Source organism: Sporosarcina sp. GW1-11 (genome assembly GCF_033088395.1).
Classification (GTDB): Bacteria; Bacillota; Bacilli; order Bacillales_A; family Planococcaceae; genus Sporosarcina.
The window spans coordinates 372856-390585 of record NZ_JAPMIW010000001.1 but is presented as its reverse complement, the minus strand read 5'-3'; the positions used below and the strand labels follow the sequence as shown (position 1 = coordinate 390585).

Annotated in this window: 14 protein-coding genes; 11 read left to right on the top strand and 3 right to left on the bottom strand. The window is 42.6% G+C overall.

The window, feature by feature from the left end; all coding sequences use genetic code 11:
• Positions 1 to 67: 67 nt before the first annotated feature.
• Together ORD22_RS01910 and ORD22_RS01905 are read right to left on the bottom strand one after the other, a co-directional pair.
• Positions 68 to 1231 carry an amidohydrolase gene (locus ORD22_RS01910; RefSeq protein WP_317644146.1) on the bottom strand — a complete coding sequence of 388 codons (1164 nt, stop codon included), beginning with the start codon at positions 1229 to 1231 and terminating at the stop codon, positions 68 to 70.
• Positions 1232 to 1367: 136 nt separating this feature from the next.
• The gene (locus tag ORD22_RS01905) at positions 1368 to 1877 is read right to left on the bottom strand and encodes an antibiotic biosynthesis monooxygenase family protein (RefSeq protein WP_317644145.1); all 510 of its coding nucleotides are present in this window, start codon (positions 1875 to 1877) and stop codon (positions 1368 to 1370) included.
• A gap of 263 nt (positions 1878 to 2140) precedes the next feature.
• On the opposite strand from ORD22_RS01905, the gene hemE reads away from it, so the two are divergent.
• From hemE to hemY, 3 genes are read left to right on the top strand one after another with little or no spacing between them, the layout of a single operon-like run.
• Positions 2141 to 3184: a uroporphyrinogen decarboxylase gene (hemE, locus tag ORD22_RS01900; RefSeq protein WP_317644144.1), complete on the top strand. Its 1044-nt coding sequence runs from the start codon at positions 2141 to 2143 to the stop codon at positions 3182 to 3184.
• A gap of 24 nt (positions 3185 to 3208) precedes the next feature.
• Positions 3209 to 4144, top strand: coding sequence for a ferrochelatase (hemH, locus tag ORD22_RS01895; RefSeq protein WP_317644143.1), 936 nt, complete (start codon positions 3209 to 3211; stop codon positions 4142 to 4144).
• 28 nt (positions 4145 to 4172) lie between these two features.
• The gene (gene hemY / locus ORD22_RS01890) at positions 4173 to 5588 is read left to right on the top strand and encodes a protoporphyrinogen oxidase (RefSeq protein ID WP_317644142.1); all 1416 of its coding nucleotides are present in this window, start codon (positions 4173 to 4175) and stop codon (positions 5586 to 5588) included.
• A gap of 506 nt (positions 5589 to 6094) precedes the next feature.
• On the opposite strand, the gene yhfH is transcribed toward hemY, so the two are convergent.
• Complete coding sequence (gene yhfH, locus ORD22_RS01885) at positions 6095 to 6220, bottom strand: protein YhfH (protein ID WP_317644141.1); 126 nt, start codon at positions 6218 to 6220, stop codon at positions 6095 to 6097.
• Between the two features lie 207 nt (positions 6221 to 6427).
• Between yhfH and lplA the strand changes: the two genes are divergently transcribed.
• From lplA to aspA, 8 genes are all read left to right on the top strand, one after another.
• Complete coding sequence (lplA, locus tag ORD22_RS01880; RefSeq protein ID WP_317644140.1) at positions 6428 to 7420, top strand: lipoate--protein ligase; 993 nt, start codon at positions 6428 to 6430, stop codon at positions 7418 to 7420.
• Between the two features lie 75 nt (positions 7421 to 7495).
• Complete coding sequence (locus ORD22_RS01875; protein ID WP_317644202.1) at positions 7496 to 8200, top strand: response regulator transcription factor; 705 nt, start codon at positions 7496 to 7498, stop codon at positions 8198 to 8200.
• The gene (locus ORD22_RS01870) at positions 8200 to 9222 is read left to right on the top strand and encodes a sensor histidine kinase (RefSeq protein WP_317644139.1); all 1023 of its coding nucleotides are present in this window, start codon (positions 8200 to 8202) and stop codon (positions 9220 to 9222) included. Before ORD22_RS01875 ends, ORD22_RS01870 begins: the two co-directional genes overlap by 1 nt.
• A complete protein-coding gene (locus tag ORD22_RS01865; protein ID WP_317644138.1) occupies positions 9203 to 9982 on the top strand; it encodes an ABC transporter ATP-binding protein in 780 nt (259 codons plus the stop codon). Before ORD22_RS01870 ends, ORD22_RS01865 begins: the two co-directional genes overlap by 20 nt.
• Positions 9954 to 11888 carry an FtsX-like permease family protein gene (locus ORD22_RS01860; protein ID WP_317644137.1) on the top strand — a complete coding sequence of 645 codons (1935 nt, stop codon included), beginning with the start codon at positions 9954 to 9956 and terminating at the stop codon, positions 11886 to 11888. The genes ORD22_RS01865 and ORD22_RS01860 overlap by 29 nt, the downstream gene beginning before the upstream one ends.
• Positions 11889 to 12430: 542 nt before the next feature.
• Positions 12431 to 13984, top strand: a complete 1554-nt coding sequence (locus tag ORD22_RS01855; protein ID WP_317644201.1) for a fatty acid--CoA ligase family protein — start codon at positions 12431 to 12433, stop codon at positions 13982 to 13984.
• A gap of 207 nt (positions 13985 to 14191) precedes the next feature.
• Positions 14192 to 16162, top strand: a complete 1971-nt coding sequence (locus tag ORD22_RS01850) for a S9 family peptidase (protein ID WP_317644136.1) — start codon at positions 14192 to 14194, stop codon at positions 16160 to 16162.
• A gap of 95 nt (positions 16163 to 16257) precedes the next feature.
• On the top strand, positions 16258 to 17703 hold the full coding sequence (aspA, locus tag ORD22_RS01845) for an aspartate ammonia-lyase (RefSeq protein WP_411567607.1): 1446 nt from the start codon (positions 16258 to 16260) through the stop codon (positions 17701 to 17703).
• Positions 17704 to 17730: the final 27 nt, after the last annotated feature.

Sequence of the window (17730 nt, the reverse complement as noted above, 5' to 3'; positions counted from 1 at the left end):
GCTTGTTTTCTGACGTATACATTTGAAAAGCCACCGACAGAAGTATACTTCTGTCGGTGGCACTATTTCACTTCTGGTATTCAATTGCGGCTGCACCAAGTGTTTTGGCTGCTGCAAGCATTGCTTCTTCATCAATGTCGAAACGTGGATGGTGATGTGGAAACGCATCCTTTGGTTTTGCGCCTGTAAAGAAGAATGTGCCAGGCACTTTTTCCAAGTAATACGCAAAATCTTCTCCGCCCATCTGCGGTTGCATTTCCTCTACGCCTTTTAGATTAGGAATAGATTTTGCTACAGTTTTTAGGAATTCTGTTTCTTTTTCATGATTAATGACAGCAGGGTAGCCGCGGAAATACCCTACTTCAATCTGACAATCATTTGTGATTGCTGTACCTTCTGCTACGCGCTTGATTTCACGCTCCATCAAATCACGGTTTTCTGGTGTGAATGTACGCACCGTGCCACCTAAAACTGCTTGGTCTGCGATAACGTTGAACGCATTATCTGCAACGAAAGAGCCCACTGATAATACAGCTGATTCGATTGGATCTACACGTCTAGAAACGATTTGTTGTAAGTTCATGACTAACTGTGAACCGATAACGACCGCATCTTTTGTTTGCTGAGGAGATGCACCATGTCCACCAGCACCTTGTATTTTAATTAAGAAGCGGTCAGCCGCAGCCATAACCGGACCCACTGCATAGTGAATAATCCCAGTCTCATAGAGTGACCATAGATGTGTACCAAAAATAACATCCACACCTTCAAGACAACCATCTTCAATCATGGCAATCGCACCACCCGGAGCCAGTTCTTCAGCGTGTTGATGGATGAAAACATATTCTCCGGCTAAGTCTTCGCGCATTTCATTTAGTGCTTTGGCTAGTTGCAGAAGAGTTGCTGTATGACCATCATGTCCGCAAGCATGCATGACACCAGGCACTGTAGAAGCGTAAGGTGTGTCTTTTTGATCTTGTATAGGTAGCGCATCAAAATCCGCACGCATTGCCACAGTTTTCCCAGGCTTACTTCCTTTAACGCGTGCGACCACGCCATTACCGCCGACACCTGTTCGAACGTCGATTGATAATTGTTTATAAAAATCCGCAATGTACGCAGCGGTTTTTTCTTCTTTAAATGAAACTTCTGGATTCATATGCAAATAGCGTCGAATCTCTACCATATCGTCATAAGATTGTTCTAACTTCTTGAATAATTGATCTTTCATTAAGAAAACCCCTTTCAGACTGAGAATGCTCATGTAAAACATAGTATTTATTATAACAAGTAGAGTGAAGCGTCGCAAATTTCGGAATCCGAAGTTTCAGATAAAAGTCCGAAGAAAAAGGTTTGACGGTTAAACGTCAAACCTCCTCGGTCGGTGTCTTGTAAGTCGCAGTATAAGGTGCACTTGTGAAGATATGTAGAGTCGTGCCACCTTGGTCCTTGAAATCATTTGGATTGGATAGTTTATATCCGGGTGAGTTACGCCATAGATCGTATAATCGTCTATCCGTCCATTCAGTCAGAACGATATATGTGTCAGAACCGATTGGACGCAGGAGACGGAAAGCGATGAAGCCCGGGATGTCTCTAAGTTTTTCGCCCATTTCTTTGTACCGATGTTCGAAAATCGGTTTACCTTCATCCGTTACCGCGACGTTGTCTAGCGCGAAGTATCCAGGTTCTGTCAGGTTACCAAATGCACCTACTACTTCATATTTACGGGGTGTTTGGAACACGGACTTGCCATTCGTTTCATGTAGCAAAAGCGTGTGACCGCCACCGTTCATTAACAACATAGATTCATCCGCATACTTATCTTTGACCTTTTCCATAAAGTCGATCGTTCCAGTCGTGATATAAATATTCATCTATATTTCCTCCTCTGGCAAGTAACAGTAATCTTACATTCTATAGTAATTAGTTCCCTAAAATTACTCAAATCAAACACTAAGTTAGCTAGTTCGAAATGAATCATTGTCTAAAACATGGCAAATCAGTAGGTAATCAAAGCACAAAATTATGACAAAGACGCAATTCGCTATACATTGACTAATCAACCGTTTATCATGAGTAACGTATATCTTCTGAACAACTGTAATGCATAAAATAATGGAAAGAGGAATCGGTGAAAATGACAACATTTAATGATACGTTATTGCGTGCAGCTAGAGGCGAGGAAATTGAGCACACACCAGTGTGGTTCATGCGTCAAGCGGGACGTTCACAACCAGAATATCGAAAAATTAAAGAGAAATACTCCTTGGAAGAAATCACACATCAACCTGAATTATGTGCGTATGTAACAAAGCTACCTGTTGATCAGTATGATGTAGATGCAGCTATTTTATATAAAGATATCATCACACCATTAGTTGGAATCGGAGTGGACGTAAAGATTAAAGCGGGCGTTGGTCCAGTAATTTCTAATCCGATTCGTTCGGTTCAAGATATTGAAAAGCTAGGCGAGTTTTCAGCGGAAGATCAAGTGCCTTACGTTTTGGAAACAATCAAGATCCTAACGAAAGAACAATTGAATGTTCCATTGATCGGTTTTGCTGGAGCGCCTTTCACACTTGCGAGTTATATGATTGAAGGTGGACCGTCAAGAAGTTATAACTTAACAAAGTCATTTATGGTTTCGGAACCACAGGCTTGGTTTGCGTTAATGGATAAATTAGCGGACATGACGATTGCTTATATTCAAGCACAAGTTGAAGCTGGTGCAAAAGCAGTGCAAATATTTGACTCATGGGTAGGAGCGTTACACGTATCAGACTACAGAATCTTCATCAAACCAACGATGACACGTATTTTCTCTGAACTTCGTAAGCTAAACGTTCCATTGATTACATTTGGAGTAGGGGCAAGCCACTTAGCAAATGAATGGCATGATCTTCCAGTAGATGTTGTCGGATTGGATTGGCGTTTATCGATTAAAGAAGCAGGAGAACGTGGTCTTACAAAGCCACTTCAAGGAAACTTGGATCCAACGCTGTTACTTGCAAATTGGTCAGTTATTGAAGAGCGTGCGAAGCGCATTGTCGAAGAAGGTGTTGAACACGGTAGCCATATCTTTAACTTAGGACATGGTGTCTTCCCTGAAGTGCAGCCTGCGACATTGAAACGTCTGACTGCTTTTGTGCATGAATACAGTGCACAACTACGCGCAAAATAAAAATCGAACCATGAGGTGAACGTGATGACGAAAAAGAAAATGGGTTTACTCGTAATGGCTTACGGAACACCATACACCTACGAGGATTTAGAGCCATATTACACGCATATTAGAAGAGGTCGTCCACCAGCGCCAGAACAGTTAGAAGATCTACGTAATCGCTACGAAGCAATCGGTGGCATTTCTCCGCTTGCACGCATTACAGAAGATCAAGCGTATGCATTAGGTAATCGATTAAACGAAGTACAAGACGACATCGAATTCAAGGTTTATATCGGTTTAAAACATATTGCGCCATTTGTTGAAGACGCTGTACAAGAAATGGAGAATGACGGTATTAAAGAAGCGGTATCTATCGTATTAGCACCGCACTTCTCTACTTTCTCAGTAAAATCCTATAACGGCCGTGCGAAAGAAGAAGCGGACAAGCATGGTATTATAATGACTTCCGTGGAAAGCTGGTACAAGCAACCTAAATTCATCGACTATTGGTCCAATCAATTACGTCAAACATATGATGCAATGGATGAAGCAGAACGTGAAAATACGTGTCTTATCGTTTCAGCGCATTCATTGCCTGAAAAGATTTTGGCAAACGGTGATCCGTACGCCGATCAACTGAAGGAAACAGCAGAGTTGATCACAGAAGCAGCGGGTGTAAAAACGTATGCTCTTGGTTGGCAAAGTGAAGGACAAACACCAGATCCTTGGCTTGGACCAGATGTACAAGACCTAACACGTGAATTACATGAAACAAAAGGCTACCAATCATTTGTCTATACGCCTGTAGGCTTCGTTTCCGATCACTTGGAAGTGTTATACGACAATGATTATGAGTGTAAAGTCGTTTGTGACGCTATCGGTGCGGCCTACCATAGACCGGCAATGCCGAATACGGATCCTTTATTTGTAGATGCAATGGCAGATGCTGTACTTGATCAGTTGAAGGAATCGAATTAAATTTAGCAGAATCGGAGTGACGGAGGACATGAGCGAACGAAAGCAAGTAGTAATTATCGGTGGAGGCATCACTGGGCTCTCGTCAGCGTATTATATGCAAAAAGAAGCCCGTGAGCATGGACTTCCACTAGATATCACTTTGATAGAAGCATCTACTGAACTAGGTGGGAAAATCCAAACAGTCCGTCGAGACGGCTATGTGATCGAACGCGGTCCCGACTCCTTTTTAATCCGTAAGAAAAGTGTGGATCAATTGGCTAGTGATTTAGGCATAGCGGATCAGCTCGTTAGAAATGCGACAGGCCAAGCCTATATTTTATTACATAATAAAATGCATCCTATTCCAGCAGGCGCTGTGATGGGGATCCCAACCGAAATCAAACCATTTATCACGTCGGGACTATTTAGCTTAAGCGGCAAGCTACGAGCAGCGGGAGATTTGGTTCTTCCGCGTTCTGAAGTAACAGGTGATCAGTCACTCGGCAAGTTTTTCAGACGACGCTTCGGTACGGAAGTGGTGGAAAATCTAATCGAGCCGTTGCTGTCGGGTGTTTATGCCGGTGATATTGACCATATGAGCCTAGAGTCAACATTTCCACAGTTTTATGAGGTGGAAAAAAAACATCGAAGCTTAATTTTGGGCATGAAAAAAACAACGCCTAAACAGTTGCCGCAAAAAAATAGCCATAGTTCAAAGAAAATGGGTGCGTTCCATACATTCAAGAACGGCTTGGAGTCAGTGGTAGAAGCACTCGAAGAACAGCTTGATGGGGTAACTGTGATGAAACGCACGCGGGTAGCCAAAGTCAATAAGCAAGGCGAACGTGCAATTCTAACATTAAGTGATCAGAAGAAAATCGAAGCGGATGCTGTTATTTTGGCGACAAGCCATACAGTTGCGCGACAATTATTTGAATCGCACGGACTGCTCAAGGAATTAGGGACAATACCGATGACATCTGTTGCTACGGTTGCAGTGGGCTTTCCAAAAGAGGCTATGAAACGTAACATCGACGGAACAGGATTTTTAGTTCCCCGCAGTAGCGGTCACTCGATTACTGCCTGCACATTAGTCGATCGCAAATGGCCAACAACGACTCCGGACGATAAAGTACTGATCAGAGCATTCGTTGGACGTGTTGGCGAAGAGGCAATTGTTGATTTACCTGACTGTGAGATCGAGAAAATTGTGCTCAAAGATTTGCGGGATATTTTGGATATTCAAAGTGAGCCAGAGTTCTGTATCATAACACGTTGGAAAGACGACCGGCCGCAGTATCGTGTCGGACATAAAGAAAAGATTGTTAGAGCGAGAGAAGAACTCCAACAACAATTTCCTATGATTCAACTAGCAGGCGCTTCCTATAACGGAGTCGGCCTGCCAGACTGTATCGATCAGGGAGTCGTCGCTATGGAGAACGTCTTGAAGCAGCTCTTCAAATAAAAAACTCAAGCAACCATGTAAAGTGGCTGCTTGAGCTTTTTGGTTTGTGGAATGAATAACTGAGAAGGGGGAAGGATGCCGTTTCGCTGCGTTCCAGGCGGACGCGTTCCGGAGGGCGGGCGGTGAACCACACCCCTCGCTACGCTCGCTGGGTGTTTCACCTGTCAAAGCAAAGATATGCTCCTTCTCGCTGCGCTTCACTCGCAAAAGCGAAGCGTTAGGAGCACAGCTGCCTTAATTTCTGCAAAGACCGCAGAAATACGGCAAAGCGAACCCTTCGCTGTTCGCTTGGCTCAAGCCACGCCCTCCGGAAAGCGTCCGCCTCTGTAGCTTCAATCCCGGACCACACACCATGTATTTATTTCTACGTACTATCTATTTCCTACAAATCAAACAGTTCAAGTAGCCATTCTAATAGGATACTTGAACTATTTTGTCTAGAGACTATCTATTTTTAAACATAAAAAAAAAGCGAATATATGCATATCCGCCGAATGAGAGGCTATTTATTTGATGTTGCAGTGATCACAGTGATTTGAGTAGCACTCATGCTGCTCTTCGATTTCGTTTCCGCATGACGCGCAAACCTTTGCCGGCAAGTTCTTGAAGAATTCTACGATGCTTTCTACCATAATAATCAATCCCCTTTGTTGTTGTTGTATAACTAAATGATCTATTCACAGTGTATTATAACAGGTTGTAAAAGTCAACACTCCCTTTGTATTTCTGTTAAAATGGATTCAAGCCTTTCATGACGCGCTTTACGAGGGTTTTTAACGTTCTAAATTGAAAGAATTAACTAAAAATAATGTGACAAAATTGTGAGGAGAGAGAAAAATATGCAGTTTATCGACAATAAAGGCATTACCGATCCACGAATTAACCTAGCGATTGAGGAGTATGCGTTAAAAACAATGGATATCGATAAAGATTCTTATTTGCTGTTCTATATCAATGAACCATCGATCATCATCGGTAAAAACCAAAACACGATTGAAGAAATTAATACAGAGTTCGTGGACCGCGAAGGTATTCATGTAGTTCGTCGCTTATCGGGTGGTGGCGCAGTCTATCACGATCAAGGGAACTTGAATTTCAGCTTTATTACAAAAGATGATGGGAATTCATTCCGCAACTTCAAAAAGTTCACGGAGCCTGTCACAGATGCTTTGGCGAAGATGGGTGTCAAAGCGGAACTACTAGGACGCAATGATATTTTAATCGAAGGACGTAAAGTTTCGGGTAATGCGCAATTCGCGACGGGCGATCGCATGTTCAGCCACGGTACATTACTGTTTGATACAGATATGGAAGGTGTCGTGAACTCGCTGAAAGTAAAGAAAGACAAGATTGAGTCTAAAGGGATTAAATCCATTCGTAGCAGAGTAGCGAATATTTCAGAGTTTCTAGAACAACCCATCTCAATCGAACAGTTTAGACAAGAAATCTTGAATTCGATATTCGATGGTGAAGAGAATATTCAATACAAGGAATTGACAGAAGAAGATTGGAAGAACATCCACAAGTTATCAGCTGAACGTTATGGTAATTGGGACTGGAATTACGGACGCTCACCGAAATTCAACGTACAACAATCCAAGCGTTTTCCGGTAGGGGGCATAGATGTCCGTTTGCAAGTTGAAAAAGGTAGTATCGAAGCTATTCATATTTATGGAGATTTCTTTGGTGTTGGGGAAGTAGAAGAAATAGAACAACGGTTGATTGGTGTGAAATATGAGCGCCAAGCGATTACAGATGCACTCGATTCAATGGACGTAGAGAGGATTTTAGGTGGCATTCAACTCGATGAATTTGTTGGATTAATCTACTAATTGTGAAGCGCGTGTCTTGCGAGGCATGCGCTTTTTTTCAAATGCGCTTATACTACATACAATAGGAAGTGAGGGATTGTAGTGAAACATCGAATATTCATTGTGGAAGATGATCAAAAAATTGCGCAATTGCTGGCGGGTACGCTGGAGAAGTATCAGTATGATGTAGCGGTAATCGAAGACTTTGATCGAGTAGTGGAAGAATGTGTAGCTTATAACCCACATTTAGTACTGCTCGATATTAACTTGCCGATTTATGACGGCTATTATTGGTGCAGGCAACTACGACAACATACGATGTGTCCAATCATTTTCATCTCCGCACGTTCAGGAGATATGGATCAAGTATTTGCGCTTGAAAACGGTGGCGATGATTTTATCACGAAACCGTTTCATTATGAAATTGTACTAGCGAAAATTAAAAGTCACTTGCGTCGATCCGTCGGTGAATATTCACCTAATCAATCAGAACGAGTAATTGTATCAGGTGATTTGACGCTCTATATAGAACGAATGACCTTGCAAAAAGGGAAAGAAGAGATTCCTCTTCAAAAAAAGGAATGTGTCATCTTAGAACTGCTAATGGGCGAGTCACCGAAAGTTGTTTCAAGAGAGCGACTTCTGGAAGAATTATGGGATGATCAATCATTTGTAGATGAAAATACGCTCAATGTAAACATGGCACGTGTACGTAAAAAACTAATGGATTATGATGTCAATTCGTGGATTGAAACCGTGCGTGGTGCTGGCTATAGATTCGTGCCGGAGTCGGAGGGATAATGAAGGGATTCATACTGTTTGCTAGAGAACATCTGCCTTTTATGCTGTTTCAGCTCGGACTTGTCTTATTCATCTTGCTGTTATATTGGCTTGACGGTGTCCGAAATCCAAACACAGCTATTTATTCTGTCGCGATGAGCATATTGCTGACAGCGGGTTATTTAACGGGCAAGTTCATTATGCGACGTTCATTTTATGCAAAAATTATTGAAAAGCCAAAGAAAATGGAAGACGCACTCATTCGTCATGTATTGACACCCGAACATCGGAAAACGACAGAATTCACTCGTGAGTTGTATCGTCTGTATCAGCATGAAGTTCAGACGCTGTATAATGTGCAACATCGCCATTTACAATTTATGAATCAATGGGTCCATCAAATGAAAACACCGATTTCCGTAATCAATTTATTATTGCAAGAAGAAGAAGTGGACAAGAAGAGTATTAGCCAGGAAGTCGAGCGCATCCAGACGGGCCTTGAAATCGTCCTAGTCAATGCACGACTCGAAACATTTGAAGATGATATGCAAATTGAGCGACTGCCGCTAAAAATGATTCTACAAGAAGTGTTTAATGAAAATAAGCGTCTCTTTATCGCAAAAGGCCTCTTTCCAGTCTTAACGGTCGATGAAGAATTGACCGTTGCAACAGACCGTAAATGGATTAAGTTCATGCTCAATCAATTTATTACGAATGCGGTCAAATATACGTTTGAAAAAGGGAAGAAAATAGTTGTCACTGCAGAACAAAAGCCAGAAGGACTACAGCTTGAAATTACAGATGAAGGCATCGGAATACCTGCATCTGACTTGCATCGTGTGACGAAAGCGTTCTTTACAGGAGAGAACGGCAGATTAACCGGCGAATCTACTGGAATGGGCTTATATATCGCGTCCGAAGTTTGTCAGCGTCTTGGCCACGAGCTAACGATTTCGTCAAAACAAGGCGAAGGTACAACAATCAAGCTATTATTTACAGATGGAGAGGCAGGTGAACAGCCAAATGAAGAAACCAATCGTTAAAATGGAAGATGTTACGAAAATCTACGAAGGCAAGGTGATGCATCGCGCATTGACTCAGTTGGATTTTGACGTCCAAGAAGGGGAGTTCGTAGCGATCATGGGACCTTCGGGGAGCGGCAAGACGACGTTGCTGAATTTATTGATGGCGACGGACATACCAACATACGGCAAGATCGTTATTGGTGGAGTGGAGCTGGAAACACTTAGTCAAAACGAAATTGCTTTGTTTCGCAGACATCAGATCGGCTTCGTCTTTCAAGAAATTAATCTTCTGCAAATGCTAACGGTGGAAGAAAATTTGGTGCTGCCACTCACTCTTGACGGACTTCCTGTTGAAGAAATGAGGGCTAGAGTACAAGATATGGCAAAGAAATTGCATCTGGAAGAAATTTTAGAACGTCGACCGGATGAATTATCAGGCGGACAAGCGCAACGTACAGCAATCGGCCGTGCGCTAATTCATCAGCCGAAGATTGTATTGGCAGATGAACCTACAGGCAACTTGGATTCGAAATCTGCAAAAGATGTGTTGGAATTACTAGAACATATCAATTTACATGAGCGAACAACGATTATTATGGTCACGCATGATCCGATTGCTGCAAGTTATTGTGATCGCGTGTTGTTTATTAAAGATGGTGAGTTTTTCAATGAAATTTATAAAGATGAACGTAGACAAACTTTCTTCCAGCGTATTTTGAATGTGCTGTCATTACTTGGAGGGAATGTGAATGACTTTTCGACAGTTCGCTTACCGTAATGTTTTACGAAATCGAAGGGTGTATGCAGCATTTTTCATGGCGAGTGTGTTTTCAGTCATGGTGTTCTTTTTGTACTCGATGTTACTGTTTCATCCGTCGATTGAAAATACATTCTTAAAAGAAATTTCATCTCTTGGCATGGGGATAGCGGAAGTTATTCTTTTTATCTTTACGTTATTTTTCCTGTTTTATTCGATGCGCTCTTTCTTGCAAGCACGCTCTAGAGAATTTGGCGTGTTGCTGTTACTCGGTATGGCAAGACGGCAATTGCATCGACTCATTTTCATCGAGACGATGTTGCTTGGGTTTGCTTCAATCGTAACAGGAATCTTCATCGGCTTTATGTTCTCGAAGTTTTTCTTTATGATCGTCAAAGCGATTGTCCAAATCCCGGTGTTGCCGCTTTACTTATCATGGAAACCGTTCGCCTTGACGATAGGTGCTTTCCTTAGTTTATTTGCAATCATCTCTTATATAGCACCTGTCTTTATTCAACAAGGGAAAATTTCAGACTTACTGCACGGAGATATGGCCGTCGAATCGGTCTATACGTATTCAAAAAGTCGCGGTATATTTGGTGTCATTTTATTACTTCTCGCATATAGTATGGCTGCTTTCGTTTCGCGCTCTAGTATTATTAGTCTGTTCTTTTTACTGCCGCCACTCATTACGGTTGGTACGTATTATTTTTTCACGGATACTTTGCCACTTATTTTACATGCGCTACGCAGACAAAAGCAGTTTTTTTGGCGGGATTACTGGATGATTTCGATTTCCGAAAGCATTGTACGATTGAAAGAAAATGCACGCATGTTTTTCATCGTAACGATCGTATCGACTCTCGCGTTTATGTCGGTTGGCATTCTCGCATCCCTGACGTCATTTGCTTCGCAATACCGTGAAGTGAATCCACTAGGGCTAGTCTATAAGAGTTTGCCACAGAATGAATACGAATACCGTCACATTGCACATCTGGCGACAGAATTAGAACAGCAAGGGATCGATTATTGGGCCGTCCGATTTCGCGTGCTTCAACAGCAGTCATCCTATACAAAAAACACAGTCAATATTGTGAAATTGGCAGATTTAAATGAACTAGCTCTATCATTTGGTGAAAAGCCGCTTCAGCTAGAACAAGGACATGCACTGTTTTTACCGGCTAGTGCCTCGGATGCAAGTAAATTAGCAAAAAAGCTTGTGCATACGGAGCTGGCGGAAAGTAATATGTCACTGGAAATCGAAGGAATTTATCCCTATCGGCTATTTCCGCCAAACGCGCTCGGTCTCAATACAATTGTCGTGAATCATTTAGATTTTGATAAGGTAGAAGAACAAACGCTTGGGAGTTCGTTAGCATTTACTTACTATGCATTCAATATTGAAAAATGGCAAGAGACGAAGAACGTTGGTTTATCAATCAATTCGCAAGTGCTCGCAAGTATTGTATTAGAGAATAAAGCGCCTGTTCGTTTTGAGTTTGAGAATCCGGGACTGAATTATTCGCATATCCGCATGACGTTTTCGTTGCTGCTGTTTATGGGATTGTTGTTGGCTGGGGTATTATTCCTTGCGTCAGGTAGTTTCATCTACTTTAGGCTGTATACGTCGCTTAGTCATGATCGTAAGCAGTATGCGGTGTTGCAGCGGATTGGGATGACGGATCGGGAATTTAAGAAGATCGTCAATCGTCAACTTATCCCGCAATTTTTCTTCCCGTGGGGTGTGTCGTTCATCCACAGTGTCTTTGCGTTTTTGTCGCTGCAGGTCATTTGGGACGCATTGGCCGAGATTTCGATTGTGAAGGAGCTAACGCTAGTGCTGCTCGGCTTCACAGTCATGCAAATCTTCTACTTCTACCTAATCCGCTGGCGCTATATTTCACATATTAAAGCACCTACTTCTTGAAGTGGGTGTTTTTAGTTTGTGAGTGGTCCAGGATTTGCGCTTCAGACGGGCGCTTTCCGTGGGGCGGGAGGGAGCCTCCTCGGTCGCCATGCGACACTGCGGGGTCTCGCCTATCCCGCTTAACCCCACAGGAGTCGCCCGTCTTCCGCTCCAATCCTAAAATTAGAATACAAGCACTTTTGAATATCATTGTAGTTATCAAGTAATAATTCTTTACTTATCAAGCTCAAACACAACAGCTATGTAATAAGCTGAACGTTCGGCTCGCTATCTTCAGGAAAAACACTAGTGAATCGGAGCGTAAGGCGGCGACTCGGGGAGGATCAGACCGACAGGTGAGACAACCAGGGGAGCTTGCGACCGGTTGGCTCACCGCGGTCCCTCCCGAACGCGTCCGCCTGAAGCGCAGAGTAACGATATACTTCCCGCACACCGAATTAGTTCACAAAACTTTCAGGAAACAGTTGCCAAATAAATGCTTTGTCAGTATAATGAGTGAAATACTGAATGGTTGTTCATTCATTGGAATAGGAGATGGAAGTATGAATCTAGTTTCTAGCGTTCACCAAACTGCTCAGACAAATCCGCACAAGATTGCTTATCGTTTTATGGGACAAGACACAACATATGCAGCGTTTGATCTGTCGGTGTCAATGTTTGCCTCCGCTTTAAAAGACTTAGGGGTTAATGAAGGAGATAAGGTTGCTTTTTTACTCGGCAACACACCACATTACTTGATTTCACTGTATGCTACGATGCGTATCGGAGCGACGGCTGTGCCGATCAATCCGTTATATACACCGGATGAAATTTCGTATATTTTGGAAAATAGTGACGCCAAAGTCGTCATTGCAGTTGATCAGTTATTGCCACTTGTAGAAGTCGCAAGTCAAACATTCCCGACAATTGAAAACTTTATCGTCTGTGAAGTGAACCCAGATGCAGGTGAGAAATTGGATGCGTTGGCGGAGCAGATTAAGCCGAAAGTCCATCCGTTTACTACTCTTATGAAGCAAGCGAAGCCGTTAACAGAAATGGTTACAGTTGACGAAAATGAAAGCGCTGTCATATTATATACATCTGGCACAACAGGCCGTCCAAAAGGTGCGATGTTAACACATAAGAATATTTATTCCAATGCACGCGACGTCGCTGATTATTTAGGCTTCTCAGAAAATGATCGAATTGTGGCGACACTACCACTTTTCCATGTCTTTGCGTTGACCGTTGTAGCGAATGCACCTTTGCTAAAAGGTGCGACTATCTTACTGGAGCCACGCTTTAGCCCAGGAGACATCTTTACGGTGATTCGCGAACAAAAGGCTACAGTCTTTGCAGGTGTCCCAACGATGTACAATTTCCTTTATCAGTATCCAGAAGGAAAAACGGAAGACTTCGAAACTATTCGCTTGTCTATTTCAGGAGGCTCGTCACTGCCGGTGTCGCTATTACATGACTTTGAAGAGAAATTCCAAGTCCGCGTGTCGGAAGGTTATGGACTATCGGAAGCGTCGCCAGTTACTTGCTTCAATCCACTAGACCGCGAACGTGTACCTGGCTCAATCGGCACGAATATTACGAACGTCGAAAATAAAGTCGTTAATGAACTGGGCGAAGAAGTACCAGTTAACGAAGTTGGTGAACTAATCGTTCGTGGACCGAATGTGATGAAAGGGTATTATAAGCAACCGGAAGAAACCGCAGCTACCATTCGTGACGGTTGGCTCTATACCGGTGACCTCGCGCGTCGCGATGAAAATGGTTACTTTTATATCGTAGATCGCAAAAAAGATATGATCATCGTTGGTGGTTTCAACGTCTATCCTCGAGAAGTAGAGGAAGTACTATTCAGTCACCGGGATATAATAGAAGCTGCAGTAGTTGGTATTCCAGACACCAACTTCGGCGAAGAAGTACATGCCTATGTCGTGCTGAAAGAAGGTTCAGAAGCAACGGCGCAAACAATACATGATTTCTGTGCCAAGCGCCTAGTGAAATACAAAGTGCCGAAACATATCGAATTCCTTGAAGAATTACCGAAAAATACAACAGGTAAAATTTTAAGACGTTCTTTAAAAGATCAGATTAGAAGCTGATCGAATTTCATAAGCATAGATGAAAAAGAATCACTTTCTTGTTTACTTGTTAGATGAATTTTTAAGCACTGACCTACTCAGTGCTTTTTTCTATGCAATCAAACAATCCAACGCATGAATAATTGCAAAACTCTGCGCATCCTTGGTATGGTTGAGGTAGATACCTAGCTGCGGATAAAAACACACTACGAAAGCGGGAGGAATTGGATGGGGAAACGATCAGTAACGATACAAGATCTATTTGAAACAAAATCAGTGACGAATCCTGTGCTCGCGCCAGACGACAAGGCCGCAGTTATAGTCGTAACGGAACTGAACAAAGAGGACAATGCCTATTATTCCGCAATCCATCACGTCGACTTACAAACGAAAGACGTGACGCAATGGACATTTGGCAAACAAAAAGTTAGCGCACCGAAATGGTCAGCGGATGGCAAGATGCTAGCCTTCTTATCCAATAAAACAGAAAAGAACCAACTATACGTACTGCAAGTAGGTGGTGGAGAAGCGCGCCAACTAACAGATACTAAACACGGAATTGATTCGTTTGAATGGTCCCCGTGTGGACAGAAAATCTGGTGTAGCGGCACGGTGAAAACAGGTGAAACATTCGCTTCAACAAAGGAAACGGAAGAAAAGTTCCCGCAACCGATCCGCGTGACAAAAATGAAATACAAAGCGGATCGAATCGGTGTAGTCCCGCAAGATGAATTTACACAAATTGGCTGTATCGATATCGCAACAGAAACAATCTCGGATTTCACTTCTGAGCCTTTCCATCATTCACTAGAAGCGATATCTTCTGACGGGAAGCAGCTCGTGATGAGCGTGAAGCGTTTGCCAGAAGATGATCATGATTTTAGCTCACCGCTACTTTTAGTCGATATTGAAACAAAGGAAGAAACAGTTTTAAACGATGCACAAGGTTATTTTGGCAAAGTACATTTTTCAAAAGACGACCGTTATATTGCTTATGTTGGCTTTGATTTGACGTTTAAAAACGCGACGCAAGCAGATGTTTTTGTCTATGATCAAACAGACGGTCTAACGATGAACATGACTGCTGGACTCGATGCACCTGTTGGAGATGAAAGCATTTCCGACCATTTACAACAAGCCTATGCACCTGGTGTAGTCTGGACGGAAGATGAACAACTGTATTTCCAACTGTCTGTCATGGGAGACGTACGCTTATATGGTGCAATGCTTGACGGGGCGATCTATCCTGCAACGGGTGAAGATGAACATATTTATGGATACGATGTCTCGTCCAATGGAGAATTCGCACTTTTAACTGTGAGTACAGCGACACATCCCGGAGAACTGTATTATCAAACAATTGCAACGGGCGAACGTATTGTACTAACTTCATTCAATAAAGACTGGTTGGAAAAAGTACAGCTCGTTCAGCCGCAAGCACTTTACTATTCGAATGACCGCGTTGATGTGCAAGGCTGGCTATTGAAACCAGCGGATTACAAAGAAGGCCAGAAGTATCCGTTAATTGTCCAAATCCATGGTGGCCCACATGCGATGTACGGCAACACCTATTTTCACGAGATGCAGGTGCTGGCGGCGGATGGCTATGGTGTATTGTATGTGAACCCGCGTGGCAGTCATGGCTATAGTCAACAACATGTTGACGGTGTGCGTGGGGAGTATGGTAACGGTGATTATGCAGATATTATGGTAGGTGTCGATGAAGTGCTAGCAACAGAACTGTGGATTGACGAGGATAGAATGGGTGTGACTGGAGGCAGTTATGGTGGCTTCATGACGAATTGGATCGTTGGGCATACGAATCGTTTTAAAGCAGCAGTGACGCAACGTTCTATCAGCAACTGGGTGAGCTTTTTCGGCGTCTCAGATGTCGGCTATTATTTGGCGGATTGGCAACTAAACTCAAGCATGCTAGACGTGGATACGTTATGGCAACATTCGCCACTTAAGTATGCCAATGAAATCGACACACCGTTGCTCATTCTTCATTCTGAATGTGATTTCCGCTGTCCAATTGAGCAGGCAGAGCAGTTATTTATTACATTAAAAGATCTAGGAAAAGTCACCGAATTCGTTCGTTTTCCAGAGTCTGATCATGATTTATCTAGAACAGGATTACCTAATTTACGCGTGGCCAGAATTAATGAAATTATCGGGTGGTTTGAACGCTATCTTTGAGGTAAGATAGGAGGCGTATACAAATTGTCCATACATGGCGCATCGTGTATGTAGGATAGTAGTAAATGAAAAAACATTTGAGAAGAGGGTTCTGTGTGATGGAAGAAGAGAATCTATATAGAATTGAGAAGGATTTTATTGGGGAAAAGAAGGTTCCGCACAATGCCTATTATGGTATTCAGACACTGCGGGCTGCTGAAAATTTCCCGATTACGGGCTATCGTGTCAATCGGGACTTGATTCGTGCAATTGCAATTGTTAAAAAATCTGCAGCACAGGCAAACCGTGACATTGGTCAATTAGATGAAAACCTAGCAGAAGCAATTATTCAAGCGTCTGATGAAGTAGTAAATGGCGCGTTACGTGACCAATTTTTAGTCGATCCAATCCAAGGTGGCGCTGGAACATCAGTTAATATGAATGCCAACGAAGTTATTGCGAATCGGGCACTTGAAATCCTCGGTCATAAAAAAGGAGAGTACGACATTATCAGTCCGAACTCCCACGTGAATATGGCGCAATCTACAAATGATGCGTTCCCAACAGCTATTCATATTGCGACACTGATGAAAGTAGATAAACTACTAGGTGTCATGGAATCGCTTCATAAAACATTCTTGAAAAAGTCTATTGAGTTCCAATCCGTTCTGAAAATGGGGCGTACACATTTACAGGATGCTGTTCCGATCCGTTTAGGGCAAGAATTCGAAGCATACGCGATGGTATTACGTCGTGATATCGAGCGTGTGCGTGTTTCTCGTGTCTACTTATATGAAATTAATATGGGCGCAACAGCTGTCGGAACGGGCTTAAACGCAGATCCATTATATATAGAAAAAGTAGCAGAATACTTATCAGAAAATAGTGGGTTTCAACTAAAATCTTCTACACATTTAGTAGATGCAACACAAAATACAGATTCGTATGTACAAGTATCGTCAGCCCTGCGCGGGACGATGTTGAATATGTCTAAAGTGTGTAACGACTTACGTCTCATGGCATCAGGTCCACGTACAGGCTTGAATGAAATTACATTGCCAGCAAGACAGCCTGGTTCTTCTATCATGCCTGGTAAAGTCAATCCTGTTATGGCAGAAGTGATGAACCAAGTAGCGTTCCAAGTAGTCGGTAATGATACGACAATTGCATTAGCTTCTGAAGCCGGTCAGTTCGAATTGAACGTCATGGAGCCCGTTTTAGTCTTCAACTTATTGCAGTCATTGAAGATCATGACGAATGTCTTCGGCGTATTCCGTGACTATTGCTTAGATGGCATTACAGCAAACGTTAAACACTTAGAAGAGAACGTAGAGAAGAGTATCGGTGTGATTACAGCGATTAACCCACACGTAGGCTATGAAGTGGCATCACAAATTGCTAAAGAGGCATTGTTGACAAACAAGTCTATTCGTGAGTTGTTGATTGCGAAAAAGATTTTGACAAAAGAAGAGTTAGATCAAATCCTGCACCCGTTTGAAATGACGAAGCCAGGAATTTCGGGTAAAGAGTTGCTTAAGAAGAAAATCATTTTATCGAAGTGATTTCTTTTGGGTGGTAAAGGAGTCGTT